The sequence below is a fragment of the Desertivirga xinjiangensis genome (assembly GCF_024436435.1).
Taxonomy (GTDB): Bacteria; Bacteroidota; Bacteroidia; order Sphingobacteriales; family Sphingobacteriaceae; genus Desertivirga; species Desertivirga xinjiangensis.
Genome location: NZ_JAFMZP010000002.1, coordinates 656,296 through 683,090, shown reverse-complemented (window position 1 = coordinate 683,090; position 26,795 = coordinate 656,296). Strand labels below are relative to the sequence as shown.

The following is a 26,795-nucleotide window of genomic DNA, read 5'->3' as shown; positions in this document are numbered from 1 at the left end:
TGAATACAATTCTTTTGAGATGCAAGAAATTTCGCTAAAGTAATTAAATGTTAGCAAAGAGCTCAATTCAAGTGGAAATTCTTTTCTGTATGAGTAACGGCCTTGGAAGCAGTAATCAAGGAAACAATTACCAGGCCAATTCCAATCGCCAGAGCCATCTGAAGATGCGATAAAAGGTCAGACGTGGCTAGTATTCTTTTGGTATTATTTAATAGTTCTCCTCCAACCGTTGTCTGAATTTTCGTAAGTTCAGATAACTTTTGAACAGTGGAGATAAGTGAGCTTTTGCCTTGTGTATCATATAAAGCAAGGGCTTCCCTTTTCGAATGGTTTTCAGCCAGCAAAAGTATTTGCTCTTCTATCCGGGTATAACTGGTCACCTTTTGCTTAAACTCGTTCAAAAAAGTCAGCTCTTTATCAACCATATAAGTTTTCTCAAACTGATTGATAAGGAGTTTTATATTCTGGTCATGAACTGCCAGACTTAACCTCAGGGCCTTTATGTCCTGGCTGCCCGAAGAAAGAAACTTTTCAAGCAGGAACCTTTTGCTATATAAATTATCGGTAAGATAAAAGATGCCGGTAGCCGGAACCAACCGGTCATTATAGATAGAAGTAACTGAACGGTTCATTTCAGCAATATTCTTTCGCTCGATTAGATTGAACAGAACCACCATCAACATTACACCGGCCAGCAACGAAGCTACTTTAAGCTTCTGCTGAATTACAAAAGTCCATTTCATAAAGCTAAAAATGAATTACAATTAAGAGAGAGCCGGTTATAAGAGATTACTGGTCCTCTATATATATCTTAAAGATAAACATTCTCCTTCTAATCAGGAATGGGTTAGATTACAATTATAAAGAACTTAGCTCATTTAGCTCTAAAAATTTCCACCCCCCTTCTGAACCGGGGCTCCTTTCAAAAGAAACCACATAGGTATGCAGTGTTCCATGGTCGTCTTCCATATCTACAGCAATATCAATTTTATTGTCTCTTATTAATCCGGCCTCTTTATCCTGCAGGGATGCCTTTCGTATTATATCCTCATCTGAATGCGGTCTCATATAGACTTTATTAAAGATAACTTAAAAAGCATTTTAAAAGTTTTCTCTTCTACCGCCAATTTTAAAACTCGTCAGGCTCCCTTTCTGGAAAATACTCTCCGGAAATATTCAGCTCCGCTTTGTCCATATTCAGAACAAAACTTAATTTCATCTTTTCTTCATGGAAACTGTCTACATCAGCACAAGCATTAAAATGTCCGATGGAATAATGTACATATAAATAGCCGTTACTTTCATCTTCCATAACAGGTTTATTGATCATCACATTGAAAACACGACCTCGTGCATTAAAATAATAGCCCATCAGCAGATCTTCTATTCTGTTTTTATTGAATAAAAACTCATTTAAAAGTATAGATCCAGGTTCTGCTGCACGACTGATCATTCCATTGAGGCTGATCCCCGAAAGTTTAATTATTAAATGTTCCTGCATAATTGATTTTTGATGTAACATTAACTGAATTACAAACGTAATAATAGTGTCCTTTCCAAAGAGGACATGTTTTTCATAGGTAGATGTAGAGTCAGATTTTTAATCTGGCTCTTTTTTTTTCGAAAATAGCGAATATTAAGTCCGGTAAGGCCTTGAGTACTTCTAATTAAAGACATTGTATATACATCACACACTTTTGTGTAAAGTAATTTCCGTTATTTCGGGCCATATTCCTACCCTTCCCGAAAAACCCAGGAAGCCAAATCCTCTGTTGATGTACAAATACCTTCCATTCTCATGCGCCAGTCCTGCCCAATGTGGGTACCTGTATTTGACCGGACTCCACTTTAATCCCAGCGCCTCAATACCAAACTGCATGCCATGTGTATGTCCTGAAAGCGTGAGATGGACTTTGACAGGATAATTTTTAACAATCGTGTGCCAATGCGTAGGATCGTGCGATAATAATACTTTGAAATCTGAAGGATTCAAATCCCTCATCGATTTTTTCAGATCTCCTCTTTCTCCAAAACCCAAACCCCAATTCTCCACCCCAAGTATTTTAATCTCTTCGCCGCCCTTTCTTATACTCACACTTTCATCCAACAGTAAACGAAATCCTATCTCAGCATGATATTTTTTTAAACTGTTCAGATTTGCTATTTTTTCGTTGATACTATCCCACCGGACGTAATCCCCATAATCGTGGTTTCCTAACACTGACAATTTTCCATATTTAGCTCTAATCTCACTGAAAGTACTTAGCCACGGGATTATTTCCTCTGATTTATTGTTCACTAGGTCCCCTGTGAAGACAACCAGATCGGCGTTTTCTGCATTTATTAACTTTACTCCTCTTTTCACTGCTTTAGGGTTGTCAAAACTGCCAGCATGTATATCTGAAATCTGAATAATCTTAAAACCATCAAATACCGGAGGCAAGTCTTCAAAATGAAGTTTATGCCTGTGTATTTTATAATTGTATTTGCCTTTAGTAACTCCGTACAGAAAAGAGAAAAACGGAAAGGCAGAAAGCATAAGAGCCATTTGACTGATAAAATGAAAACGTTCCGGCCACCTGCCATCATTAAAAATCGCATATCCCATTCTGAAAACGTCCTCAGCAAATAGAACCAACACAAAAACTAGTTTTGTCACGAAAAAAGTCAGAAAAGTATTTACTGCGAAATTAAAGTAAGACGGAATGTTTCCTGTCGAAAGCGCACGGATAACATTATAAGTAAAAGTGGCGGCAATTGTAACCGATACCAGCCAATAAAGCCCCCAAACGGGATATCCCAAGCTTATACCACCAGCAAGTAAAAGCACCTTGATGCCTTGAAAGACATATAGGTCCATCAACAACACAAGTGTTAGCACCAAAAGAACAGGTATATAATTAACTTTCTTCATAAAACGTTTTGCCTGTTAGAATCAAATCGCCTAAAAATGCTACTTATAAAAGCAATTATTAAATTAGACTGACAAAATCGCTCGCTGTGAGTTTTCAAATGCACCTTTCTCTAACGCCTTAAAGAAGAATTTTTAATTAAGTTTGCCAAAAAAAACAGATTTGGAGCAACTACAGTTAAATATTGAAGCCTTAATATTTGCTTCTGAACAGAGCCTTACCTCTGATGAAATAGTGCAGGTATTGCAAGGCAGTGAAGAAGAGACACTAACAGCAGAGAAAATTGCATCACACTTAGAAATTATCCGCAGAAAGTATGACAGCGACGAATTTGCATTCTCCTTAGTTCAGCTGAATGGCGGATACCAGTTTCTTACGAAGAAAAGATTTCACCAGATCGTGAACCAGTTGCAAATGCAGCGATCAAAAAAGAAGCTTAGTCAGGCAGCCCTCGAAACCTTGGCAATTATTGCTTACCGGCAGCCCATAACTAAACTTGAAATTGAACAGATAAGAGGGGTTAGCTGTGATTATACCATTCAAAAATTACTTGAGAAAGAGCTGATCACTATATCTGGCAAGGCGGAAACAATCGGAAAACCCATTCTCTATTCCACCAGTTCATTATTCATGGACTACTTCGGAATTAACAGCAGTGCCGAATTACCTCAATTAAAAGATATTGCAACTGACGAAAACGAAATCGGAGAAAATAAAGAATAATTGGGCCCTGCTTTCTGCATCCCTGGATTTTATTTTATTTTTGCCTTGGACAGAAATAAAAAAATTACATTAAATTAGTGTTTAAATCAATTTGATTAGAAACTTACCCAATTACCGAGTATTATGAGAACGCCGAAGAAGCCAAGCACAGCAAACAGCGCTAAAATGTCAGACAGTAAGCCTGTTGATTCAAAAGCAAACAAAAGCTATGACGACGATGACTTTGATGAACAAATTGATGATCTGGGTGGCTTTGATGAATTTAGCTCTTACGATGATGACGACGATTATTAGTTTTTCTTAAATACTTTTTACAGGAAAGCATTCATCTTTGAATGCTTTTTTTATATTGCTTGTAAAAACCTATGACAATTACTGAGGTACAGAATAAGGGAAACAAAAAAGACTTTTTAAATGTTGCGCGACTTATCTATAAAAATGACCCGGTTTGGGTTTGCCCCTTAGATGAAGACATTGAAAAAATATTTGATCCGGCAAAGAACAACTTTCATCAACATGGAACTATTACGCGCTGGATTGTAAAAGATGAGAATGGCAATTTAGCTGGCCGGATTGCTGCTTTCATAAATTATAAGAAAGCAAATTCATATCCTCAACCAACCGGAGGGATCGGCTTTTTTGAATGTATCGATGATCAGAAAATCGCTAACCTACTTTTCGATACAGCGAAAGAATGGCTCATGAACAAAGGAATGCAGGCAATGGACGGCCCCATTAACTTCGGCGAAAACGACACATTCTGGGGACTCCTGGTAAGTGGGTTTACTCATCCTTCTTATGGAATGAATTATCATCCGCCCTATTACAAAAAGCTGTTCGACTCTTATGGGTTCCTGCCTTTATATGAGCAGATAACAAACCATTTAAGTGTTAACAAACCTTTTCCTGAGCGATTCACAAAAATTGCCGAGTGGGTCATCCGGAAACCAGGCTATACTTTCAAGCACCTGAATATCCATGAGATCGACCAATTTGCAGCCGATTTTATGGAAATTTATAATGATGCCTGGAAGAACTTCGAAAACTTCGTACCTATCAATAAGGCTACACTTCTGGAAAGCTTTAATAAAATGAAGGCCATTATGGATCCAAAGCTAATCTGGTTTGCTTATGTGAATGGCGAACCTGCTTCTTTTGTCCTGATACTTCCAGATGCAAACCAGATCATTAAACCTCTTAAAGGAAAACTAGGTTTGATAGAAAAGATGAAATTTTTATATTACCGGTGGAGGGGCGTTTCCCGGATGAGAGCCGTGGTTATGGGGACTAAGGAAGCCTATCAAAAACACGGACTTGAAAGCGCCATGTTCATAAAATTGAAAGAGTATGTTCTTCCTTTGAAGCAATATGAAGAGTTAGAACTTTCCTGGGTGGGCGACTTTAACGAAAAGATGCTTGCCATCCATGAAGCAACAGGTGCTACTTTTGGCAAAAAGCATGTCACCTTAAGAAAAGTATTTTAATAAAAATGCCCCTTCGAAAGGGGCATTTTTTAAGCAAGTACTTTAGTTCTTCTGATTTCCTCAAACAGATCAATGATCTTTTTCTGTAGCTCGATTACCTCAGACTCTCTGTCCTGAAGCCTCTTGGAAATAACCTCCAGTTCTGAAACGTACTTCTCCTGCTGCTCATTATCATTATAGGTAAGCAGTTGCACTACTGTCATATCAAATAGTTTAGCAATTTGCTCCAAACGGGATAAATTAATATCCGTTATACCTGTTTCAATTTTAGAGAACGCAGGAATAGAAATATCCAACCGTTTTGCTACATCTTCCTGGCTCCAGGCTTTTTGATGCCTCAGGAGTCTTATTTTTTTTCCTAATGTTTTCATTTTCCTTTACTTTTTTTTATACCTCTAATCACTCAAAACGCTCTCAGCAAAGCCTTCCAAATCTAATCCGCCAAAATTTCCAGAACTCATAAGAAGCAAGTTTTTACTCTTATAATTAATAGAGCGCAAAAACTCTACCAACATTTCGGTCTCACTGAAGAAATTTAACTGATTGTTACCAAATGCTTGTTTTACTATATTTTGACCATAAGGTTCCAACTTTTTTTGTTCAAATGTCTTGTTGCATATAAATACGACTGCCACATCTGTCATATCCATGCACCCCCTGTATTCATTCAGAAAATCCTTATTTAGACTACTGAATGTATGCAATTCCATCACAGCTACCACTTGTCTTTCAGGAAATTGCTCCTTAACGGCGTCAATTGTGGCTCTTAATTTAGACGGAGAATGAGCGAAATCTTTATAGACTGATGTGAAAGAATTTTTCCCCAACAGCTCCAGTCTCCTCGCAGCGCCTTTAAATGTACTAATTGAAAGATAAAATTGTTTATCATTTACCCCTAAACTATTACAAACATGGCGAGCCGCTTCAATGTTCTGCAGGTTATGCTTACCAAAAACAAGCAAAGGGGTAGATTGTTCGTCAACTTTCAAATATGTTATTCCGTCCTTTATGAAACTTTCTGGTGACGAATATGCTTCTTTCTTTAAATTAACATCCTCTTTTTTCACCAGCCCGGCAACTGTCTCATCTTCCTGATTATAAATAATTGTTCCTCCAGGCTCAATTGTCGTCAAAAACAGACGAAACTGTTCAACATAGTTATCGAACGTTGGAAATACATTTATATGATCCCAGGCAATCCCGCTTATAACACCTGTTGTCGCGCGGTATAAATGAAACTTTGGCCTACGATCAATTGGCGAGGACAGATACTCGTCCCCTTCAATAATGATTACAGGCGCATCGCTTAACTGAACCATAGTGTCGAAACCTTCAAGCTGAGCTCCAACCAAAAAATCACAGTTTATGCCCGACTGTTTAAGTACGTGCAGGATCATCGAGGTGATGCTTGTCTTTCCGTGACTCCCACCAATTACCACACGGATCTTATCCTTAGACTGCTCATAAACATATTCCGGATAAGAATATACTTTTAGTCCCAGTTCCTGTGCCTTCAAGAGTTCAGGATTATCAGGCCGCGCATGCATTCCAAGTATTACCGCATCTATGTCTGAAGTAATATTTTCGGGAAACCAACCCATTTCGGCTGGCAGGATATCAAACCGTTTCAATCTTGAGAATGATGGTTCAAAAATCGCATCATCCGACCCGCTCACCGTATGACCTTTTTTACTCAGGGCAATAGCCATATTATGCATGGCACTTCCCCCTATTGCTATTAAATGTATCCGCATTTAAATACCCGAAGTTAATTCCTAGAAGTAAAAGACAAAGATAAAAAGATCTAATTTAATTTTGTTTCACAAACTTAACAGCAACCCATCTATCCATTAATTTATGTAAAGAATAATTAAGATTATATTTTGCTGCTTCAGCCGTGATCAAAGGCAAATCTTCCTGATAAAAGCCACTCATAAACAGCAGACCGTCAGTTGCTAAGACTTTAGAATAACGGTCTATCTGGTCGATTAGTATATTGCGGTTAATATTGGCCAGGATAATGTTGAACTTTTTATCGGGAATTATTTCCTTAGAGCCGCAAAGAACGTGTATGTTTTTGCATTGGTTAAGTTGAGTATTTTCAACGGTACTATCATAGCAAACCTGGTCATAGTCCATAGCCAGGAGTTCTTTAGCTCCGCATTTCTCGGCAAGAATTGCCAGAATGCCAGTACCACAACCCATGTCTAACACTTCTTTATATCTAAGATCTTCTTCCAGAATAAATTCCATCATCATGGTTGTGGTTTGATGATGCCCCGTCCCGAAAGCCATCTTAGGATCAATGACTATCTCGTAAGGAAATTCCGGCATGGGTGCATGGAAAGTAGCGCGAACATAACACTGATCATTTATCACCAAAGGTTCGAAGTTGCTCTCCCAAACCTCATTCCAGTTCTTTTGCGGAATAAGACTCTTCTCATAAGAAAATGAGAACATCGCATCATAACCGGTCAACGCATCATTTAACTTTTGCTGATCGAAATCAGTTGAAATAATGTAGGCATTAAAGCCTTCAGAAGTCTCTTCAAAAGTGTCAAAGCCGGCTTCAGACAAGGAGTTGATCAATAGATCCTTGTGATAGTCCTCATCTGAAGCAAGCTTGAAAACAAATTCGTAATAATCCAAAATCTATTTATTAAAAGCTTTGATGATATCTGTAAAATCCCTTGACTTCAAAGAAGCTCCACCAATTAACCCTCCGTCGATATCGGCTTGTGAAAATAGTTCAGCAGCGTTTTTAGGATTGCAGCTTCCGCCGTACAATATTGTCGTATTCTGAGCAACCTCTGCACCGTATTTTGCAGCGATCTCGGAACGAATGAAAGCGTGTATCTCCTGAGCCTGCTCCGGACTGGCTGTTACGCCTGTACCAATTGCCCACACAGGCTCATAAGCCAAAACAATCTTAGCAAACTCCTCAGCTGATAAATGAAATACACCTTCTTCTAGCTGCGTTTTTATAAGTTGAAAGTGAATATTCTGGTTACGCTCGTCCAGTGTCTCTCCAATACAGAAGATCGGTTTCAAATCATTCTTTAAAGCAGCGTTCGTTTTTTCGGCCAGGAGCTGATTTGTTTCAGCAAAATACTGGCGGCGCTCAGAATGACCAAGGATAACATACTCGGCTCCGGCCGACTTAATTTGCGATGCAGATATTTCGCCTGTATATGCACCTGAATCTGCCTGATGACCATTTTGGGCTCCAACACTCACTCTTGAGTTCTGCTTAGCCAGCTGCGCAAGGCTATATACAAAAAGAGAAGGTGGGCAAACGATCACTTCCTGATCGCCTCTTACTTCATCGTTAACCATATTCAGCACCTCAGAGAACAGGCTTAGACCTGCTGTATAATCAAGGTTCATTTTCCAGTTGCCAGCTACTATTTTTTTTCTCATGTTATTTATTCTAAAAGTTTCTAAAAGATCGTGTTAATTCGAAGATATTGGATAGGATTTCTTTGTCTGCGCTATCAAATGCAACGCCGCGCCGTTCATACACTTTCTCTGCTGTTTCAAATACTTTATTTAAAGCATACACCTCATAGCCCTGCGCCCCTCCCCATGAAAAGTCAGGAATAAAATTGCGGGGATAACCGGCGCCAAAGATATTTGCACTCACACCAATAACAGTCCCGGTATTAAACATCGTATTAATTCCGCATTTTGAATGATCGCCCATTATTAAGCCGCAGAATTGCAATCCCGTTCGCCGGAAGCGGCGCTGGTTATAATCCCAGAGCTTTACCTCGGCATAGTTATTTTTAAGATTAGAATTATTGCTGTCAGCACCAATATTGCACCATTCACCTAGCACAGAGTTACCCAGAAAACCTTCATGTCCTTTGGAAGAATTAGCGTATAAGACTGCATTGTTGATCTCTCCTCCTACTTTTGAATACGGGCCGATAGTTGTTTTCCCATATATCTTAGCGCCCATTTTTACCAGGGCATTATCGCATAATGCAAATGCTCCCCGGATAGATGCTCCCTCCAGCACCTGCGAATTTCTTCCCAGGTAGACCGGACCAAGGGTTGTATTAAAAATCGCGCACTCGGCAGCTGCACCTTCTTCTACAAAGATATTATCGCCCATGATCCTGTTGGTAGAACTCAGCACTTCTGATGTTCTTCCTGCAGTGAGGAGTTCAAAATCAATCCTTAATTCTGAGTCATTAAATTTGAAGATGTCTTCAGGGTAGATAATTCGAGTAAAAGTGTATTCAAATTCTATATTTCTTAAATGTACAATATCTTTAAAAGAGTCTTTATTTATTCCTTTTGCTTTAACTGCAATAAGCACTTTGTCTTTAAACAGTGCCGAGCCGTCTTCGAGCTTGTCAATAGCTTCAAGTAACGGAGGACTGGGGCAAACAGAACCGTTAATAAAAATCCCATGATCCGCTTCTTTATATGGAAACTTTTCTTCAAGATAAGGAGCTGTGAGAAACGATACTTCTTCAGACTTTAGGTGCTTCTCCCATTTCTCCGCGATAGTTAATATACCAACGCGTAAAGAAGCCACCGGACGGGTAAATGTAAGAGGTAACAGGCTTTCCCTGGAGGAATCGTCAAAGAGAACAATATTCATATGCGGGCAAAAATAAAAAAAGTCCCGGCTGGAGAAACCGGGACTTAAATATATTTTAAAAATAAATTACTATTTTTTAGCGTAACGGGTACGGAACTTGTCAATACGTCCAGCCGTATCGACCAATTTCATTTTTCCTGTATAAAACGGATGTGAAGTATGAGATATCTCTAATTTGATTAAAGGATATTCATTTCCATCCTCCCATTTAATGGTTTCCTTGGTTTCTATGCAAGATTTGGTTACAAAAGCATAATCGTTAGACATGTCTTTAAAAACTACCAATCTATAATTTTTTGGGTGTAAATCAGCCTTCATTGTATAATCCTCCTATTGAGAGGCGCAAATATAGAAATTTCATTTATAAATAAAAATAGTTTTATTTTTTTAAATAAACATCTGCGCCTTTGGAACAATACTTGTACAGTTCTGATCAAACATTTTAATCTATTATGGAAACTAAAGAAACGACCACCATGGTATTAAACGACCTGGTACAAATTAACAACGATCGTATTGTAGGATATGAAAAAGCGTTGAAAGAATTGAAAGAAGGTGACTCCGATCTTAAAGTTCTTTTCGCAGGCTTCATCGCCGAAAGTCATACAAATAAACTAGCGCTCGCTAGCGAAATTACTGCATTAGGCGAAGATGTTGATTCAGGAACCACTAACAGCGGAAAAATTTACCGTGCATGGATGGATGTGAAGGCTCTCTTTAGCGGTCACGACAGAAAAACAGTTCTCGAAAATTGTGAATTTGGAGAGGATGCTGCACAAAAAGCATATAAAATGGCATTAGAAGACGATTCATTACCGGCTTATATCAGGCAGCTTATTACCGAGCAAAAAGCTCTCCTGAAAGAATCACATGATAAGGTTAAATCTCTAAGAGATATGCAACGTTAAAAAAGAAAGAGAGGCTGGTTTAGTCTCTCTTTCTTTTTACTTTCGTATTTGGCACACGCTCTTATGTGCCCTATCACGCGCCTCATACTAATAAGTCGGCAATTATTACTTAAGGCCAGATACCCATATTCATATAAGATATAGCCACCTTATCAATAGCCCCTATAAACGCTGCCGTTCTAAGATCCTCTATTTTACTGTTTGTGAGCTTGATATCTCGGATATCGTGGTAGGAACGGATCATGGTCTCTTCCAGTCCTGAATTTACAAGTTCAAGCTCTGTTGCACCCTTAGCTACAAGATTTTTTTGCTCGGCACTCAAAGACACCCCTGTCATTTTTTCCATCAGGTTGATCAGATTCATACTGGACGTTTCTTCATACCGCTTATCCATACGACCGAAAGCAACATGGTAAAGGTTCTTCAGCCATTCAAAATAAGATACCGTTACGCCTCCTGCGTTGCAATACATATCCGGAATGATGATCCCGCCCTTCTTTGAAAATATCGCCCCGGCTTCCGGGGAAGTCGGACCATTTGCTCCTTCGGCGATGATCTTTGCTTTTATCCTGCCTATATTCTCCCCGGTAAGTTGGTTTTCCAGGGCCGCAGGTACCAGGATATCACAATCCTGTTCTAAGCCTTCCGCTGAATTACTAAATTCTGACCTGGCACCTTTGAAACCTAAAATTGAGCCGGTCTCTTTGCGATGAGCAACTATATCTTCGAGATCTAAGCCGTCCGCATTATAGATCGCTCCTTCAAATTCGCAGAGGCCAACTATAAGTGCTCCAAATTGAGAAAGGTATTTTGCGGAATGATATCCCACATTACCAAGCCCCTGAACAATAACCCTTTTTCCCTCAAGACCGGCGGTTAAGCCCAGCGCTTTCATATCTTCAGCGACACTAACGCACTCACGGGTAGCTATAGCCACTCCCCGCCCTGTCGCCTCCTTTCTTCCATGAATGCCATGCAGCGCAATAGGCTTACCAGTAACACATCCCATAGCATCAAGCTGTCCGGGATTCATGGTATAATAAGTATCGGCGATCCAGCTCATCTCGCGCTCTCCGGAACCATAATCAGGAGCGGGAACGTCAATTGCCGGACCGATAAAATTCTTCTTAATTAGCTCGACGGTATAGCGGCGTGTTATGTTTTCGAGCTCCGCAATCGAATAATTTTTAGGATTTATTTTGATGCCACCTTTGGCGCCTCCGAATGGCACATTAACTATAGCACATTTATAGGTCATTAACGCGGCTAAAGCCATAACTTCATCTTCGTTGACCATTTCGCTGAAACGAATACCACCCTTGGTTGGAGACATGTGATGAGAATGCTCCACCCGCCAGGCATCAATTACCTCTACACCGTCCCCTTTTCTGATTGGAAAACGAAAACGGTAAACGCTATTACAAGCTTTGATTTGGTTTAGTAAGCCAGTAGGGTGCCCTGTGAACTGCGCAGCATGATCAAAAAAATTACTAACATCGTCAAAAAAACCACCGGCATTCGGAGCCACTTTGTTGTCTGCCATATTTATAAACTTAGTTTAGAATACATCAATTATATTTCCAAATAAAAGCATTAAGGTAACAAAGTGTTTTTAAACTGCATACTCCGCAGACAAATTGGATGCAACCTTAGTGACGGTTCTCCATTTTTTTCAGGCGCCTGTCCATAGTAAAAAGATAGAACAGCAATCCAATCAGGATCACAGCAACAACTGCAACCACCACATATATCTTGCCCGAGCTACGCATATCATCAGCCATCTCAACCTCATTTGCAGTTTGAGCAAATGACGTCATCACCATAAAGAACAGGGATAAGGCGCTAAAAAAAAGTCTTTTCATGATTAATTATGTTGTTTGTATTCCAGTTTCCTCATTCTGAAACGCAGAGATGCAATCCACACGCCCAGCAAGATCCATCCTAAAACTGCAGGATAAAATACAGTACGCATCCTGCTGTCGAGGTCGTAAGAATTGAAACCAGGATTTCCGCCGTTGCCTGGATGAAGTGAATCTGTCATTCTTGGAAGGATAAAAAGCAGCACCACCATAACTGGAAATGCAAAGATGTTATAAATTGACGAAATACGCGCTCTTTTTTGCTCTTCATCCATTGAATTGCGCAGAACCAGATAAGCAAGGTACATTAGCGTTGAAATTGCTGCGCTATTGAGCTTTGGATCATTTGGCCATGGTTCTCCCCATGTATAATTCGCCCATATCATCCCTGTTATTAAGCCCAAAAATCCGAACACTACCCCCGCATTAACAAACTCAACAGCCACTAAATCATGCTCTTCGCTATTTGACCCAAGGTACTTTATGCTATAAATGACCGATACTAAATACAGAACAATCATCGTAAACCACATTGGAACGTGAAAATATAAGTTACGAATACTCTCATGTAAGATCGGCAAATGCGGAACTCCCAATAAAAAACCCGAGACAAGAGAGTAAAGAACAAGAACTGAGGCAAGTACTTTCCACCAGTTTTTTCTCATAAAATTAAAAATTAGTGGATCAAAGGTATAAAAGTAAATAGCCGCTTCAAACAGGAATTTCATCAGATTACCGTTAAAATAGGAAAAGGCCTCGAAAAATGTTAATTTGCCCTCGCATGAAACTGTATTTTTTTATCTTAGTCTGCAGTCTGGCTGCATGTAGTACCCCATTAAAGAAAGTTGAAAGCCCGCAGGCGACCTATTCGAAGAAAATGGTAGAGAGCCGCGCTATGAAAAGCTTTTACACAAACAGAAACCAGCAGCAACTGGCAAAGGCACATTGGGATTATGTCCCGGGTTTAGTTGCTTTCAGTGTTTTAAAGACTTGGGAGCAGTATCCTGAAAAAGAAGAATACTATCAGCTTGTAAAGACCTACACAGACCATTGCCTTCAGGGACAAGATACAGTACACGTTAATAAAAGCAATATTGATGACCTGGCGGCCGGAAAGATCCTCTTTACCCTGTACCGCGAGGAATTGAAAAGGGGAAATACCGCTGATGCAAAACGTTATAAGAACTGCGCTACATTCCTTCGGAACAAGCTAAAGTACGATCATAGTCGAATTGACGCCTCCAAACCTGGAGCCGGCGGATTCTACCATAAAGCTCAATATCCTAACCAAATGTGGCTCGACGGCTTATATATGGGTCCTGCTCTGTATGCACAATGGCAGGACGTTTTTGCCCGGGAAATAAGCACACAAGAGAACAATCAATCATGGGCTGATATCGCTCTGCAGTTTAAAACAATCCACCAGTACACCTACGACGGAGAAAAGCAGCTGAATTACCATGGATGGAGCGCTGATCCGGAAGACGAAAATTCATTTTGGGCCAGAAAAAGCGGACCATATAAAGGTTGCTCGCCCGAATTCTGGGGACGGGGAATGGGCTGGTATTTCGCGGCACTAGTAGATGTCCTTGAAATTATGCCTAAAGAGCATTCTGATTATAAATCCTTAAGTGAAATTATGAATCAGGTTGCTGCCGGACTTGCAAGATACCAGGATAAACATAGCGGCAGCTGGTACCAACTGTTACAGTACGACAACACTAAAAAATCCGACAATAAGGGAGACGAAATCTCCGGAAACTTTTATAACCAGTGCGATCAGGCTAATTATTTAGAATCTTCCGCCTCCTCGATGTTTACCTACGCGTATCTGAAAGGCATCCGCTTAAGACTTTTAAATAAAGACACCTACCAGCCAGTGGCGGAAAAAGCCTATAGGGGACTACTTAGTAACTTCATTCGCGAAGAGAAGAATGGAGATCTGAATATCTTACAATCCTGTGCATCCGCAGGTCTCGGTCCGGCTAAAGACCCGTCTAGAACCGGAACCGTTAACTATTATCTTTGCGGCAAGGACGTAACCATTACGCAAAACGAAGGAAAGGCAATTGGCCCATTTATCCTAGCCAGTTTAGAGTACGAACGCAGAAAATGATTTCTCACTAAACCGGTTACAATAGCGCATGGCTCTTAATTACGTTTGGATAGCGTTCTTTCTCGTTTCTTTTGTAGTGGCCCTGGTAAAACTCATGTTTTTCGGCGATACTGCTATATTTTCGAGTGTGATCAATGGAATGTTCGACAGCGCGAAAACCGGGGCAGAAATATCCCTTGGGCTGATAGGAATAATGACCTTTTGGCTTGGGATAATGAAAATAGGCGAACGTGCCGGCATGATAAGTCTGTTTGCAAGAGCTGTTAATCCTTTTTTCAGCAAGTTGTTTCCAGGCATACCCAAAAACCACCCTGCCTCAGGCTCGATCATTATGAACTTTTCCGCCAACATGCTTGGCCTGGACAATGCCGCTACCCCTTTGGGATTAAAGGCAATGAAGGAGTTGCAGGAAATAAACCCTGTTAAAGAAACCGCCAGCGATGCACAGATCATGTTTCTGGTGCTCAATACCGCAGGATTAACGTTGATTCCTACCTCTGTGATTGCCCTCCGTCTTGCAAATGGCGCTGCCAATCCCGCGGATATCTTTATTCCCTCGCTCATTGGAACGTTCATATCCTTTATTTCCGGAATGCTGGCAGTTGCGTTGTATCAAAAAATCAATCTTTTTAAGCTTCCGGTGCTGGTTTTCATATCCTTATTCTTAGGGATAATGGCTGCCTTATACTTCTGGTTACATGGCCTCCCTCCTGAAAAGATCGAAGCTTACACCGGCTCGCTCGGAGGTCTCGTCATCTTTTCGATCATTACTCTCTTTGTCGTTTACGGAGCATCAAAAAAACTAAACGTATATGATGCATTCATTGACGGAGCCAAGGAAGGGTTCAGTACCGCAGTGATGATCATCCCCTTTTTAATTGCCATACTGGTAGCAATCAGTGCTTTCAGAACCACCGGCTGTATGGATTACATCATAAACGGGATTGCATCTGTTGTAGCGGCCTGTGGCTTCGATACGGCGTTTGTACCGGCTTTGCCAGTCGGAATTATGAAATCGCTAAGTGGTGGCGGAGCCCGGGGCTTGATGATTGATGTCATGAAAACTTATGGCGCCGATTCTTTCCAGGGAAGGTTAGCCAGCATCATTCAGGGTTCCACAGAAACCACATTTTATGTACTCGCCGTTTACTTCGGGTCAGTAGGTATTAAGAAAACAAGGTACGCCCTAGTCTGCGGCCTCATTGCCGACCTCGTAGGTGTAATTGCAGCTATTATAATTGCATATTTATTTTTTAAATAATATATATATATATATCGATACACATGCTGGCGCACGCGTGCCGCGTGTGCCCTATAAATAAATAACATATGTCAACACAAACTATTGCTCTTATTGCTCACGATGGAAGAAAGCCTGAAATGGTGGCTTTCGTGAAAGAATACTATGATATTCTAAAGAACATGAAATTAATAGCGACAGGAACTACCGGTTCAAAGATCCAGGAAACTGGCCTTGAAGTTAGTCGGAAACTGAGCGGACCGCAGGGCGGCGATGCACAGATAGCTGCAATGGCAGCCGAAGGAGACCTGAAAGGAATCATATTTTTTCGCGATCCTTTAGGTAAGCATCCTCATGAACCAGATGTACAAATGTTACTCAGAGTTTGTGACGTTCATAATGTCCCCCTGGCTACCAATCCCGCTTCAGCAAAGTATCTCCTCCTTGGTATGGTCGAAGAGACTGAAAGTAAATAGAAAACGTCTCAGGAGGCATCAGCAAACCTCTTGAGGTGTTTCGCCAATATCCTTCCTTCTGCAAAAATAGCACACATCTTCTGGTTCTTTACAATTTTTAAAATCCAATAGAATCTGAGTAACTATTTAGGTGCTGAATTGTTACTTATTTGCAGTGAACAGAGCACTTAAAAGCACGTGGACAGACTTCGATAATGGTTTCGAAACCATTGTCAGTAATATTAGCGAGGTTTTTTTTCTCCTTGACCGCAGCCAGCACTTTATGTATCTGAATCCTAAAGCTCTCCGTTTTTTTGGGATTCAGGATGAGGATACCTCCCATATCACCTTATGGCATGTTTTTCCCTTTGAAAAAGGATCGAAACTGGCAGAATTTCTCACATTCTCTATTTTAGAAAATAAAAGTATAACTGATCAACTTTACTCAACATCACATTCCCGATGGTTCAAAATTGCTACCTACCCAACGGAAACAAGTATCGCTGTGCTTATCGCTGACGCTAATGAGGATAAAGTCGCCTATGAGAAATTAAAGAAGAATGAAGCCAATTTCCGGCTCGTCCTCGACTTTATTCCGCATATAGCCTTTATCCTTAAAAGTGGAATGGAGGTTTCTTTTTTGAACCAAAGATGGACTGAATACACCGGTAGAACACTTGAAGCCGGCTTAGGTACAAAATGGGCGGAAATGATACATCCCGATGATTATGCCGCCAAACGAAAACTATGGGATGAAAAAAGTCAGTCAGGGGACCCCTTCGAAACCGAATTCCGGGTCAGAAATGCCAGTGGCGAATATCGCTGGCATAGTGATCGAATCATTCCGATTCCAGCCAGAAATGGAACAATAACAATGTGGGTGGGCACTGCAACAGAAATCCATGAAACTAAGCTAAACAAGGAGACACTGGAAAAGGCTGAAATGATGACAAACTCAGGGCACTACGAGTGTAACTTACATAGTGGAAAAATCACTTTCTCGCCAGGGGCTTTTCGCTTATTCGGTTATCCCCCCAACTCATTTGAACCTACATTGAAATTCCTCAATTTTGTTTCTCATCCGGAAGACCCGCCTAAGATCAACGATGTTATTAACCAAGCTATCGCTACTTCCGTGTCTTTTGAGTATATCCGCCGCATTTATCTCCCTAACAGACAGTTGCGGCATATTTTGACCAAAGGCACAGTGATCTACAATAGCGAACAAAAGGCAGAAAAGATCTTCGAAATAATACATGATATCAGTGATAAAATAGCAGCAGGAGAAGCCTTAAGGCAACAGCACCATTTTGTGAGGCAGATTGCTGAAGCTACGCCCGATTTAATCACTGTTATTGAGATCGATAGCTTCAGGATAACTTATGCCAATATAGAAGTCAGCACCTTTGTGGGCTACTCAGCAGAGGAATTGAAAAAACTTGACTACTTTGATATAAAAAATCTGATTCATCCTGACGATTGGCAAAACTTCAAGGATTTTTTCAACGGATTCAGATCGGCCCAAGACAAGGAAATTCGTGAAATTGAGTACCGGGGAAAAGACGCCGGGGGGGAGTTAAAATGGTTCAAGGTCAGAAGTAAGGTTTTTGAAAGAAATCAAGAAGGGCTGCCAACACATTTTATTTCCATTACGCAAGATATAACTGCAAAAAAGTTAGCAGAAAAGGAACTGAAAAAAAATGAACACTTTATAAAAGAAGTTACCGAAGCCAGTCCTGACCTTATATTCGTGGTTGATCTGACCCTGGAAAAAATAAGTTATGTAAACCATAGTTTCTATCCGGATCTTGGCTGGAGTATTGACCTAACCGAGCTCAGCCTGAACGATGTGAAACAGAAGATCTATCACGAAGACCTTCCCGCTTTCGAAAAATTCCATTCAGAATTAAAATATATATCGGACGAAGATGTTAAGGAGATTGAATACAGATTACAGAATAGACAAAATCGATGGAAATGGTTAAGAGAACGTGGAAAAGTTTTTCAAAGAGATGATAAAGGAAACGTAACCCAATTTATAATTAACATTCAGGAAATAACAGAAAAAAAGGAAGTGCTTGAAAAGCAAAAAGAGAATGAGGTTTTAAGCAAGCTGGTTGAGAAAAAAGATGAATTTATGAGTATTGCCAGTCATGAACTAAAAACCCCTATTACTACTCTGAAGGCCTCTATACAGGTGATGAAACGCCTCATTGAAAGACATACAGATGAAAACACCCTGTTGGTTTTTGTCTCAAAAGCTACTCAACAGGTCAATAAATTAACTTCACTCATAAGTGACTTAATGGATAACGCCAAAATTCAGGCAGGAAAATTAAACATGAATATTTCTGCATTTTCCATGCATGAACTGATCATGGAGACAGTCGCGCACCATTCGAACCTTCATAACATTACTGTAAATAACAACCTGGACGAGCTGGTTGAGGGAGATAAAGTCAGAATCGAGCAGGTAATAACCAATTTTTTAAGTAATGCCATTAAATATTCGCCAAAAAACAAGGAAGTGAGGGTTGACGTAAAAAGGGAAAACAGATTTATTAAAGTCTCGGTAACAGATTTCGGCATTGGAATACCTGAAGAAAAGTTGTCTCACGTTTTCGATCGCTTTTTCAGAGTAGAAGAAAAATCCCAGGAGTTCTCAGGACTTGGATTAGGTTTGTACATTTCAGCTGAGATCGTAAAAAGACATAAGGGCGAATATGGCGTTAACAGCCAACTGGGGAAAGGCTCTACTTTCTGGTTTAAAATTCCACTTAAGCAAGCTTTTTCGATTAAGGAGGAATGAGGTCACAAATTATGATCTCATATTTGTATCTAAATACCTACAAAACTGCGAATGTGTCTTGTTTTTATGAAGCGTAGCCTCACACTTCCCCACCCCTATTGCGCAGGGATGAAAAACTTATCAGAAAACTCACAGTCAGTTAACATCCGTGCCGGACATTTGGCATAGTTACTGACTATAGTATCAGAGAAAGAACAATATTCATAAACGCATGTTACCTAGTGAACTAACCAACAGTAATTTTTCTATGAATTTACACTCTCATAGTGTCGAGCGATTTTGTAATCAGCACAAGACGATTAAAAATTACATCGACGATCTTCCTCCGGAAGCCATTTACAACAGGCTTAGCCAGGACAGGTTTTCTATTCATGAAACAATTGCCTACCTCACCAGGTATCAGCATATTTTTATGGAGAGAATAAATAGAATCGTAAATGAGGTGAATCCTTATTTTGAAATCTATAAACCAGATCTAGACCCTGAATTCAATTTTACAAATGCCAAAACCACAGGCTCTTTACTGCACGAACTATATCGTTTGCGTAATGATCTCATGTTGCAATTTGAAGAAATGCCGTCAGAGAACTATGCACGGGTTGGAACCCATGCCGTGTTAGGAAGGATGAACGTAAGCCAGTGGATTGAATTTTTTCTATTGCATGAATCCAACCAGTTGTTCAAGATATTTAAAATGGCGGGAAGTTTCTGGTCTATGGAATTAGGAAAAAATGATAATGTTATTTATCTGCCGCGGCTTTCTGAATACATCGATGAACTCGCGGTTTAACATAAAACTCTCAAATACAGCAAATAAAAAGCCGGCGACAAACTCGTCGGCTTTTTTTATTTTTCATTAAATGGAACCTTAATTAAGTCTCTCACCGTATACACGTTACAACATTAAAGTAAATAGCCTTGGTAGAGTTTGTAGTGCGGTTAAGTAGAATAATCAAGATTTCTTTAGTTTTATTGTTTGTAAATGCAACTGGGCTACTTGCCCAGACCATTGCGACAGGACCTGTAGATGCAGGACCCTATGGAAAGGGATCGACTTTAGCAGTTCCTTTAACAATTGAAGACAGTAAGGGTAAATTACTTTCTGACAATGTTTTTAAACTATATCTTTCTGATGCAACCGGAAATTTCGCAACAGAAAAGGAAATAGGCAGCTATAAAGGTTTTTATAGCACCTTTGTTAATGGAGTAATACCTGTGAATACCACTCCAGGAAATTATCGGGTTCGGATAAAAAGTACAAATCCAGTTGTCGTTAGTGCACCTTCTAATGAATTTAAAGTGGAAAGCTCAGCAGGTATAGTAGCCGGTATCGACGCACCCTCTCAAACCATAGGCACTAATCCCAAAACATTTGGAAACTGCGCTTCCGGCAGACCTAACCTACGATTTAACTTTAATAACGCTTCCACTACGGGCGCAACAGTAACAGCCACCTTTACCAACGGATTTAACGAGGCTGACGTTAAAAATGTGACCTTTAAAGGTGCCGAAACGGAGCAGTTCACCGCTGCCGTAACACATTATACGATCTTTGTAAAAGCTGAATCAAACGGCATTGTCGGTACTCAGGCTTATTTTCTTATCAATAATACGCAAAATACTCCCTTTAGTACCTTCGGAAGCAATACGGTATGTTTACCCTTAGGTGTATTAGAGTATGGAGTGGAGATTAACGGGGCGAGTGGTATTCATTCAAACTTCCCCGGCTATTCTTACCGGATTAAGTGGGGTGATAATACAATAGAAAATTATACTATAAATCAAATAAGGGCAAACAGCGGCCGGGTTAAGCACACCTATATTAAATCATCTTGTGGTAGCCAGATAACGGCGGGCTCACAAAAATACTATAATGTATTTGGTATTGAAATACAGTTGATGAGTCCTTTTTGTAATGAGATAGGAACACCGGTATCTACTCAGGCAAAAGTGGTAACACAACCAGAAAACCGTTTCGCGCCACCTGAATTTGCTTGTATCAATACCCAACTGACCATTTCAAACAACTCGATAGCCGGAGAAAATCCAAGTTCGGCAACACCTGCATGTACCAATAATAATGTGGTATACTACTGGTATGTAGACAATGTTCTTATCACCCCGCAGGGTGTTTCGTTAAGCTATCAATTGAAACACACTTTTACCACTCCTGGCGTACACACAATTCGTCTTGAGTCTGAGAGTACTTCCGACTGCCAGGCGGCTCCTGTAGAGAAAAAGATAAAAATCCAGATGCCCCCTAAACCCGCATTTACTTTAAGTGAAGAGGCAGTATGTGTATCCTCTATTTTAGCCCCCCTTAACACCTCGGTGATCGATACCACCGGAGGCGCAAAAAATACCTATCAATGGATCACCACTGGTCCTTCGACAGCTGCCTACGTAAATGGAACCAATGCCGAAAGTCAGAATCCGCAATTCAAGTTTAACAAGGCTGGAATTTATAAGATAAAACTTACCATCACATCTTCCTGTTCACCTGTTACTTCTCCTGAGCAAACCATTATTGTAAATGAGCAGCCTGGTATCACCGCCAACTGGCAGAGTAACCTGTGCGGCAAAGGCCAGTTGCTCCGTTTTAGCAATACCCAGGGAAATCCGGTTACCACCTCTTTCTCCGGCACCTATAAAGAAGAAGCCGATACCTATTTATGGGAAGTTAGCGGTGGTGCATTTTCATTTAAAGAAGAGACAACAGCCAACTCAAAAGAGCCGGTGATCTTCTTTGAGGACTATGGCACCTATACAATCAAGATAACATCGAAGAATAATTGCGGTGTCAAAACTTTAACAAAAACCATAACTTTTAACGAATCGCCCACGGTAAACGCCGGTACCGATCTTATTATATGCGCCGGGAACAGTGCCCGCTTAAACGGTACGCTTAGCGGTCCCCCGGTAGCCGGATTCTCATGGGTTGGCGGAACCGGAACTTTTATCCCGGGAAGAAATTCGTTAAACGCCGAATATCTCCCATCAGCAGCAGAGATCAAAGCGGGAACAGTTCAGCTTAGCCTTACTGCCACCACTTTAATCCCTGCACCATGTGATAAAGTTGTCGATGTTGTGATTGTCACCATAAACCCACCTAATAAAATTACATCCCCGAACTCGGCCGTTATTTGTACAGGAACGGAGTTAAACTACAAGCCTGTAGCAGTAGTTGAAGGAAGTACGATCAGCTGGACAGCCACGGGCTCTGCAAATGCCAGAGGGTTTTCAGCAAGTGGTACCGGTGACATCAAAGAAACACTTAGCAATATTGATGCAGCCGCTAACGCGACAGTGACTTATACTATCATTCCTGAAGCGAACGGATGCCCCGGTGAAGCCTTTACTTATACCGTTACCATCAATCCAATGCCTTCCGTTCAGGCAAAGGCTCTTAATGAAACTATTTGTACGAACCAGGCTGCAGGAATTAGTTTAAGTTCACCTGTGCCAAACATCTTATATACCTGGACAGCTGAAGCTAATGGAGCCATTACAGGATACAAAAATCAGAACACTCCAACATCTGTCGCTTCAATCGCCGACATACTGGTAAATACCGGAACAACTAACGGCACAGTGACATACACTTTTACCCCGGTAAATGCGACGGGCTGTTCTGGAGAGCCTGTAAGAGTAGTGGTTAATGTTACCCCATCTGCTGTAATAGCAGACGCTGGTGCCGACCAGAAACTTTGTACGGTGACTGAAGTTAAACTTAATGCCAACCATGCTGGGCTTGGAACAGGTAAATGGACGCTTGTATCAGGCCAGACAGGCGTAACCTTCGACTCCGATTCAAAACCCGATGCAATGATCAGCGGTTTGGTATCAGGCGAGGTGTACCGTTTCAGGTGGACGATCACTGGCCCCGGAACCTGTAATTCAAGCAACGATGAAGTATTAATTAATAACCTTACAGCACTGGCAGGAAACACCATTAGCTATCCTGGCTTTATAGTTTGCGAAGGATCAACTATAACAGTGACCGGAAGTATACCAGCAGGAGGCGACGGAAACTATGCTTACAAATGGGAAGCAAGCACAGATGGCACCACATGGACCGCTATTAACGTTAACAATCAAAAGAACTTAAGTGTTGTAGTTACTGAAAGCACTTTATTCCGTCGTACTGTGAGCTCGGGCGACTGCAGCATCATAAGTGGACTGGTAAAGGTTGATGTTCAAAAGGGAATTACAAACAATACGATCAAAGGCACAAATTTACTGATCTGTGTAAATACGGCACCTGCTAAGCTTGAAGGTAGTGTTCCTGCAGGCGCAGACGGCACTTATAAATACCAATGGCAACAAAGCAACGATGGAAAGAACTGGTCAAACATCATTGCTGCTACTGGCATTGAGTACCAGCCGCAAGCGATCAGCAAACTAACATATTTCCGCAGACTTGTCACTTCCACAATATGTACCGGCGCTCAGCAAAGCGTAAGTAATGTTGTGGAGATAAAGGTTTCGAACGGAGCTGTTGCTGCATTCACCTGGACTTCGGAATCTGCATGCGCACCGTTCAACATCAGCGCTCAGAATATAAAGGCTCAGGCTTCGGGAACCGGAGATACCTACCAATGGTTCGCTAGTAAAAAACTGATTGGAACTGGTATTGCCTTCCCTGGATATACCCTAAATAACCCTGGAGATATTACCGAGATCACCCTTAAAGTAACAAGTGCCTTAGGTTGCGGTGAAAAGACATTTTCGCATACCTTTAAAACTAATTCTTCCTTAACTGCACAGTTTACAGCCGACAAGCTGCAAGGTTGTGGCACTACAATAGTTAACTTCAATAATCAAACCTTAAATCCGGAGGGTGTTAACTTTGAATGGAACTTTGGTAACGGGCAGAAATCAACTCTGAAAACACCTCCTGCAGTTACCTTCCAGGCACGCACCGACGGCAAGGACACCACTTACTCTGTCGCCCTCAAAGCAACTTCTGCCTGTGCAACATCTTCTGATACGCTTAATATCAAAGTGATCGGCCAACCAGTACCACGGTTTACGCTAAGCACGGTTGAAGGATGCTCTCCGTTGAAAGTTACTTTTAAGAATCTGACGCCGGGTGGTTCAAACACTTATATCTGGAACTTTGGCGACGGCACTCCGGATGAGGTATATACTGACAACCGTTCTGTAGTACATACTTATACTACCGGAAAAAGTAAAAACTTTGTTGTTACCATGACGGTAAAAAATGCTTGCGGTCAGAAATCACAGAGCCACACCATTAAAGTTGCTCCGAACACCGTACAGCCTGACCTGGTCGTAAATGCCGATCAATTAAGTGGTTGTGCCCCTCATACCGTAAAATTCTACAATTATACAGTTGGCGCAACCAGGTACGCTTATGTCTTCGAAGACGGATCCGATACTTTAAGAACAATCAGCGATGATCCTATAGAACACACCTTTACTGAGGGAGGAACCTACCTGGTGAAACTAATTGCATCAAATTGTTCAGATACCGTGGTCGTTAAAAAGATCACCGTGTTCCCTGCAGCAGCTACTGCATTTACAGCAGACGTTACCGTGGGCTGTGCTCCTTTGAATGTTAGGTTCAGTAATACAACAACCAATGCGATATCTTATTTCTGGGATTTTGGCAACGGTTCAACTTACAATGGACAACATCCACCAAAACAGGTCTATACTTCAGCTAAGTCTTCGTATACCGTTAAGCTGATTACAAAAAGCAACTATGGCTGTATGGACACTCTAATCATGAAGGACTATATTAAAGTTAGCAGTGCCCCTGTAATTGCTTTCGAAGTACAGCCAGGTGAAGTTATACAGTACCCCAATTTCAAATTCGCCTTCAAGAACACCAGCACCGGTGATATTTCAAGCATGAGCTGGGATTTTGGAGACGGTAGTCCGGTATCCAATTCCCGGAATCCGGAGCACTCCTATCCTGATACCGGTACATACAAAGTGAAACTGATCATGGCCAGTGAATTCGGATGCAGCAGTTTTGTTGAAAAAACAGTTCGCATCACGGGTACTCCCGGACAATTGTTTGTTCCGAACGCCTTCATGCCTAATAGTGCGACTACAGAGCTGAGAAGCTTTGCGGCAAAAGGATCCGGAATTGACAAATGGCATTTCAGAATCTTCAACAAATGGGGAGAAATGATCTGGCAAACAGAAAAACTTGATGGGAACGGAGCTCCCGGCGAAGCCTGGGACGGAATATATAATGGGAAACCAGCCCCTCAGGGGGTTTATTTCTGGGAAGTCTCAGCATCATTTAAAAATGGAACCGAATGGGCAGGAATGTCGTATAACAACCAGGAGCCGAAAAAAACAGGCCCCATACATTTAATAAGATAATGATGCGGTTGATACATGTACCTTTAAAAAACTTCTTAATCCTTTGCCTTATACTATTTTTGGGAAGTAGTATAAAAGCTCAGGACCATATTTACTCGCAGTTTTACAATGCGCCGATCTATCTAAATCCAGCCTTAACAGGCCAGTTTGATGGCTCATTCAGAATGAATATGATCTACAGGAACCAGTGGACAGCAATGTCGGGCGATTTAAGTTATATTTCAGCGTCAATGGATTACCAGTTCAAAAATATCAATGGTGGTGTTGGATTGATGTTCAATAGTTCTTCTGAAGGTACCGCGTACCTTAAAAAGAACAATATAGCGGGCACCTATGCTTATAACGTAGGCACCGACGGCTTTATCGCTTCTTTCGGACTACAGGCGGGTCTTACCAACCGGCAGATGGACTTCAGCAAACTGGTGTTCTCAGATCAGCTGGATTCCCGTCTGGGTTTTGAATCATCCGCATCTCAGGCTGAGCAACCATTTAGCGACAGCAAATACTATTTTGATTCAGGTGCAGGAGTTAATTTTGTGATAGGCTCAGCGATGCTGGGTGCATCACTGCTTCACTTAAACAAACCCGACGAATCATTCACTGGCAGCCCGGTTCCAACACCCGTGCGCACCGCCATACATGCCAGTTACCGGTATGCTATGGACAGAAATGACCCCTTCAGCGAAGAGGGATCCTTCTTAATTCCATCAGTAGTTTATTATAAACAAGCTCAGGCAACTTCAATCAGCGCCGGGGTCCAATATAAACGCAGAGCTGTCAACGCCGGGGTCTGGTATCGTTCAAACGGAAAAGGCAGTAACGACTCATTTGTCTTTTCTTTGATCTTCGACATCTTTACCGGAAGCTATAACAAGCAGAAACTACGTCTGGGAGTTAGCCACGATGCCACAACGAATAAATTAAACTACGGTAATACCAGCGGTACTTCAGAACTTAGTGTTGGTTTCGAAACTGGCGAAGGCCGCGAAAAAGGCTATGGAAGTATGCGCTGCTACGACTTTTATTAAATTTCAATTCTCAGCACACGCGGCACGCGGCGCCAGCCGGGACACTTTAACGTCATGCCGAATTCATTTCGGCACCTCTTGAGTATGTTCAGATGACCTACTTAAGCAAGAGGTCCTGAAACAAGTTCAAGATGATCACCCCCCACTGTCCCCCACCGTCCGTTATCTTGTGAGAAGGGCCAAGCGCCAGGCGACTACAGACGACATCAAGTGTTTGCTGGATTTTTGTTGTTCGCTGACCTTATACCGACTCTTGCTAGTGAAAGCATGCCGCGTGTGCCTACCAATT

At 41.2% G+C, this 26,795-nt stretch carries 24 protein-coding genes; 11 read left to right on the top strand and 13 right to left on the bottom strand.

The genetic code is table 11. The features are described 5' to 3' along the window. Nucleotides 1-62: 62 nt before the first annotated feature. The 4 genes from J3P37_RS07690 to J3P37_RS07675 all read right to left on the bottom strand — a co-directional run bounded on the left by J3P37_RS07690 (nt 63) and on the right by J3P37_RS07675 (nt 2,914). Nucleotides 63-743 (bottom strand): MCP four helix bundle domain-containing protein, encoded by a 681-nt coding sequence (locus J3P37_RS07690; protein ID WP_256010514.1) that lies wholly within the window; start codon nt 741-743, stop codon nt 63-65. 115 nt (nt 744-858) lie between these two features. Beyond that, complete coding sequence (locus tag J3P37_RS07685) at nt 859-1,068, bottom strand: hypothetical protein (protein ID WP_256010513.1); 210 nt, start codon at nt 1,066-1,068, stop codon at nt 859-861. Nucleotides 1,069-1,129: 61 nt separating this feature from the next. After that, nucleotides 1,130-1,501 (bottom strand): hypothetical protein, encoded by a 372-nt coding sequence (locus J3P37_RS07680; RefSeq protein ID WP_256010512.1) that lies wholly within the window; start codon nt 1,499-1,501, stop codon nt 1,130-1,132. 186 nt (nt 1,502-1,687) lie between these two features. Beyond that, nucleotides 1,688-2,914, bottom strand: coding sequence for a metallophosphoesterase (locus tag J3P37_RS07675; protein ID WP_256010511.1), 1,227 nt, complete (start codon nt 2,912-2,914; stop codon nt 1,688-1,690). Between the two features lie 142 nt (nt 2,915-3,056). Here J3P37_RS07675 and scpB point away from each other — a divergent pair, with 142 nt between their 5' ends. The 3 genes from scpB (at nt 3,057) to J3P37_RS07660 (ending at nt 5,119) form a co-directional block, all read left to right on the top strand. Next, on the top strand, nt 3,057-3,635 hold the full coding sequence (gene scpB, locus J3P37_RS07670; RefSeq protein WP_256010510.1) for an SMC-Scp complex subunit ScpB: 579 nt from the start codon (nt 3,057-3,059) through the stop codon (nt 3,633-3,635). A gap of 123 nt (nt 3,636-3,758) precedes the next feature. After that, nucleotides 3,759-3,929 (top strand): hypothetical protein, encoded by a 171-nt coding sequence (locus J3P37_RS07665; RefSeq protein ID WP_256010509.1) that lies wholly within the window; start codon nt 3,759-3,761, stop codon nt 3,927-3,929. A 71-nt stretch (nt 3,930-4,000) separates the two neighbouring features. After that, nucleotides 4,001-5,119: a GNAT family N-acetyltransferase gene (locus J3P37_RS07660; protein WP_256010508.1), complete on the top strand. Its 1,119-nt coding sequence runs from the start codon at nt 4,001-4,003 to the stop codon at nt 5,117-5,119. Between the two features lie 29 nt (nt 5,120-5,148). Here J3P37_RS07660 and J3P37_RS07655 read toward each other — a convergent pair whose 3' ends face one another. From J3P37_RS07655 to J3P37_RS07630, 6 genes are all read right to left on the bottom strand, one after another. Further along, nucleotides 5,149-5,490 carry a helix-turn-helix domain-containing protein gene (locus tag J3P37_RS07655; protein ID WP_256010507.1) on the bottom strand — a complete coding sequence of 114 codons (342 nt, stop codon included), beginning with the start codon at nt 5,488-5,490 and terminating at the stop codon, nt 5,149-5,151. 24 nt (nt 5,491-5,514) lie between these two features. Then, nucleotides 5,515-6,873: a UDP-N-acetylmuramate--L-alanine ligase gene (locus J3P37_RS07650; protein ID WP_256010506.1), complete on the bottom strand. Its 1,359-nt coding sequence runs from the start codon at nt 6,871-6,873 to the stop codon at nt 5,515-5,517. 55 nt (nt 6,874-6,928) lie between these two features. Continuing rightward, nucleotides 6,929-7,768 (bottom strand): 50S ribosomal protein L11 methyltransferase, encoded by an 840-nt coding sequence (gene prmA / locus J3P37_RS07645; RefSeq protein ID WP_256010505.1) that lies wholly within the window; start codon nt 7,766-7,768, stop codon nt 6,929-6,931. Nucleotides 7,769-7,771: 3 nt separating this feature from the next. Continuing rightward, entirely contained in the window at nt 7,772-8,539 is a 768-nt protein-coding gene (tpiA, locus tag J3P37_RS07640) for a triose-phosphate isomerase (protein WP_256010504.1), read from the bottom strand. A gap of 10 nt (nt 8,540-8,549) precedes the next feature. Next, entirely contained in the window at nt 8,550-9,731 is a 1,182-nt protein-coding gene (locus J3P37_RS07635; RefSeq protein ID WP_256010503.1) for a GlmU family protein, read from the bottom strand. Nucleotides 9,732-9,800: 69 nt separating this feature from the next. After that, nucleotides 9,801-10,049, bottom strand: coding sequence for a type B 50S ribosomal protein L31 (locus J3P37_RS07630; protein WP_256010502.1), 249 nt, complete (start codon nt 10,047-10,049; stop codon nt 9,801-9,803). A 134-nt stretch (nt 10,050-10,183) separates the two neighbouring features. Between J3P37_RS07630 and J3P37_RS07625 the strand changes: the two genes are divergently transcribed. Then, nucleotides 10,184-10,639, top strand: a complete 456-nt coding sequence (locus J3P37_RS07625) for a ferritin-like domain-containing protein (RefSeq protein WP_256010501.1) — start codon at nt 10,184-10,186, stop codon at nt 10,637-10,639. 109 nt (nt 10,640-10,748) lie between these two features. Here the strand turns inward: J3P37_RS07625 and J3P37_RS07620 are convergent, their stop codons facing one another. The 3 genes from J3P37_RS07620 to ccsA all read right to left on the bottom strand — a co-directional run bounded on the left by J3P37_RS07620 (nt 10,749) and on the right by ccsA (nt 13,226). Further along, a complete protein-coding gene (locus tag J3P37_RS07620; protein ID WP_256010500.1) occupies nt 10,749-12,182 on the bottom strand; it encodes a Glu/Leu/Phe/Val family dehydrogenase in 1,434 nt (477 codons plus the stop codon). 106 nt (nt 12,183-12,288) lie between these two features. Further along, complete coding sequence (locus J3P37_RS07615; RefSeq protein WP_256010499.1) at nt 12,289-12,501, bottom strand: CcmD family protein; 213 nt, start codon at nt 12,499-12,501, stop codon at nt 12,289-12,291. A 2-nt stretch (nt 12,502-12,503) separates the two neighbouring features. After that, complete coding sequence (gene ccsA, locus J3P37_RS07610) at nt 12,504-13,226, bottom strand: cytochrome c biogenesis protein CcsA (RefSeq protein ID WP_256010498.1); 723 nt, start codon at nt 13,224-13,226, stop codon at nt 12,504-12,506. Nucleotides 13,227-13,279: 53 nt separating this feature from the next. Here ccsA and J3P37_RS07605 point away from each other — a divergent pair, with 53 nt between their 5' ends. The 7 genes from J3P37_RS07605 to J3P37_RS07575 all read left to right on the top strand — a co-directional run bounded on the left by J3P37_RS07605 (nt 13,280) and on the right by J3P37_RS07575 (nt 26,506). After that, complete coding sequence (locus J3P37_RS07605) at nt 13,280-14,614, top strand: glycoside hydrolase family 88/105 protein (protein WP_256010497.1); 1,335 nt, start codon at nt 13,280-13,282, stop codon at nt 14,612-14,614. Between the two features lie 28 nt (nt 14,615-14,642). After that, complete coding sequence (locus tag J3P37_RS07600) at nt 14,643-15,875, top strand: nucleoside recognition domain-containing protein (protein WP_256010496.1); 1,233 nt, start codon at nt 14,643-14,645, stop codon at nt 15,873-15,875. Between the two features lie 68 nt (nt 15,876-15,943). Further along, nucleotides 15,944-16,330, top strand: coding sequence for a methylglyoxal synthase (locus J3P37_RS07595; protein WP_256010495.1), 387 nt, complete (start codon nt 15,944-15,946; stop codon nt 16,328-16,330). A gap of 154 nt (nt 16,331-16,484) precedes the next feature. Then, a complete protein-coding gene (locus J3P37_RS07590; protein ID WP_256010494.1) occupies nt 16,485-19,118 on the top strand; it encodes a PAS domain-containing protein in 2,634 nt (877 codons plus the stop codon). Between the two features lie 211 nt (nt 19,119-19,329). After that, nucleotides 19,330-19,908 carry a DinB family protein gene (locus tag J3P37_RS07585; protein WP_256010493.1) on the top strand — a complete coding sequence of 193 codons (579 nt, stop codon included), beginning with the start codon at nt 19,330-19,332 and terminating at the stop codon, nt 19,906-19,908. Between the two features lie 128 nt (nt 19,909-20,036). Further along, nucleotides 20,037-25,478: a PKD domain-containing protein gene (locus tag J3P37_RS07580; protein WP_256010492.1), complete on the top strand. Its 5,442-nt coding sequence runs from the start codon at nt 20,037-20,039 to the stop codon at nt 25,476-25,478. Further along, entirely contained in the window at nt 25,478-26,506 is a 1,029-nt protein-coding gene (locus J3P37_RS07575; protein WP_369414059.1) for a PorP/SprF family type IX secretion system membrane protein, read from the top strand. The genes J3P37_RS07580 and J3P37_RS07575 overlap by 1 nt, the downstream gene beginning before the upstream one ends. The last annotated feature ends 289 nt before the right edge of the window (nt 26,507-26,795 follow it).

Excerpts from the sequence above, each read along its gene's own strand:
- J3P37_RS07690 (WP_256010514.1), bottom strand. The coding sequence starts at position 743 with ATGAAATGGACTTTTGTAATTCAGCAGAAGCTTAAAGTAGCTTCGTTG.
- J3P37_RS07685 (WP_256010513.1), bottom strand. The coding sequence starts at position 1,068 with ATGAGACCGCATTCAGATGAGGATATAATACGAAAGGCATCCCTGCAG.
- J3P37_RS07680 (WP_256010512.1), bottom strand. The coding sequence starts at position 1,501 with ATGCAGGAACATTTAATAATTAAACTTTCGGGGATCAGCCTCAATGGA.
- J3P37_RS07675 (WP_256010511.1), bottom strand. The coding sequence starts at position 2,914 with ATGAAGAAAGTTAATTATATACCTGTTCTTTTGGTGCTAACACTTGTG.
- J3P37_RS07665 (WP_256010509.1), top strand. The coding sequence starts at position 3,759 with ATGAGAACGCCGAAGAAGCCAAGCACAGCAAACAGCGCTAAAATGTCA.
- J3P37_RS07660 (WP_256010508.1), top strand. The coding sequence starts at position 4,001 with ATGACAATTACTGAGGTACAGAATAAGGGAAACAAAAAAGACTTTTTA.
- J3P37_RS07655 (WP_256010507.1), bottom strand. The coding sequence starts at position 5,490 with ATGAAAACATTAGGAAAAAAAATAAGACTCCTGAGGCATCAAAAAGCC.
- J3P37_RS07650 (WP_256010506.1), bottom strand. The coding sequence starts at position 6,873 with ATGCGGATACATTTAATAGCAATAGGGGGAAGTGCCATGCATAATATG.
- tpiA (WP_256010504.1), bottom strand. The coding sequence starts at position 8,539 with ATGAGAAAAAAAATAGTAGCTGGCAACTGGAAAATGAACCTTGATTAT.
- J3P37_RS07635 (WP_256010503.1), bottom strand. The coding sequence starts at position 9,731 with ATGAATATTGTTCTCTTTGACGATTCCTCCAGGGAAAGCCTGTTACCT.
- J3P37_RS07630 (WP_256010502.1), bottom strand. The coding sequence starts at position 10,049 with ATGAAGGCTGATTTACACCCAAAAAATTATAGATTGGTAGTTTTTAAA.
- J3P37_RS07625 (WP_256010501.1), top strand. The coding sequence starts at position 10,184 with ATGGAAACTAAAGAAACGACCACCATGGTATTAAACGACCTGGTACAA.
- J3P37_RS07620 (WP_256010500.1), bottom strand. The coding sequence starts at position 12,182 with ATGGCAGACAACAAAGTGGCTCCGAATGCCGGTGGTTTTTTTGACGAT.
- J3P37_RS07615 (WP_256010499.1), bottom strand. The coding sequence starts at position 12,501 with ATGAAAAGACTTTTTTTTAGCGCCTTATCCCTGTTCTTTATGGTGATG.
- ccsA (WP_256010498.1), bottom strand. The coding sequence starts at position 13,226 with ATGAAATTCCTGTTTGAAGCGGCTATTTACTTTTATACCTTTGATCCA.
- J3P37_RS07605 (WP_256010497.1), top strand. The coding sequence starts at position 13,280 with ATGAAACTGTATTTTTTTATCTTAGTCTGCAGTCTGGCTGCATGTAGT.
- J3P37_RS07600 (WP_256010496.1), top strand. The coding sequence starts at position 14,643 with ATGGCTCTTAATTACGTTTGGATAGCGTTCTTTCTCGTTTCTTTTGTA.
- J3P37_RS07595 (WP_256010495.1), top strand. The coding sequence starts at position 15,944 with ATGTCAACACAAACTATTGCTCTTATTGCTCACGATGGAAGAAAGCCT.
- J3P37_RS07585 (WP_256010493.1), top strand. The coding sequence starts at position 19,330 with ATGTTACCTAGTGAACTAACCAACAGTAATTTTTCTATGAATTTACAC.
- J3P37_RS07575 (WP_369414059.1), top strand. The coding sequence starts at position 25,478 with ATGATGCGGTTGATACATGTACCTTTAAAAAACTTCTTAATCCTTTGC.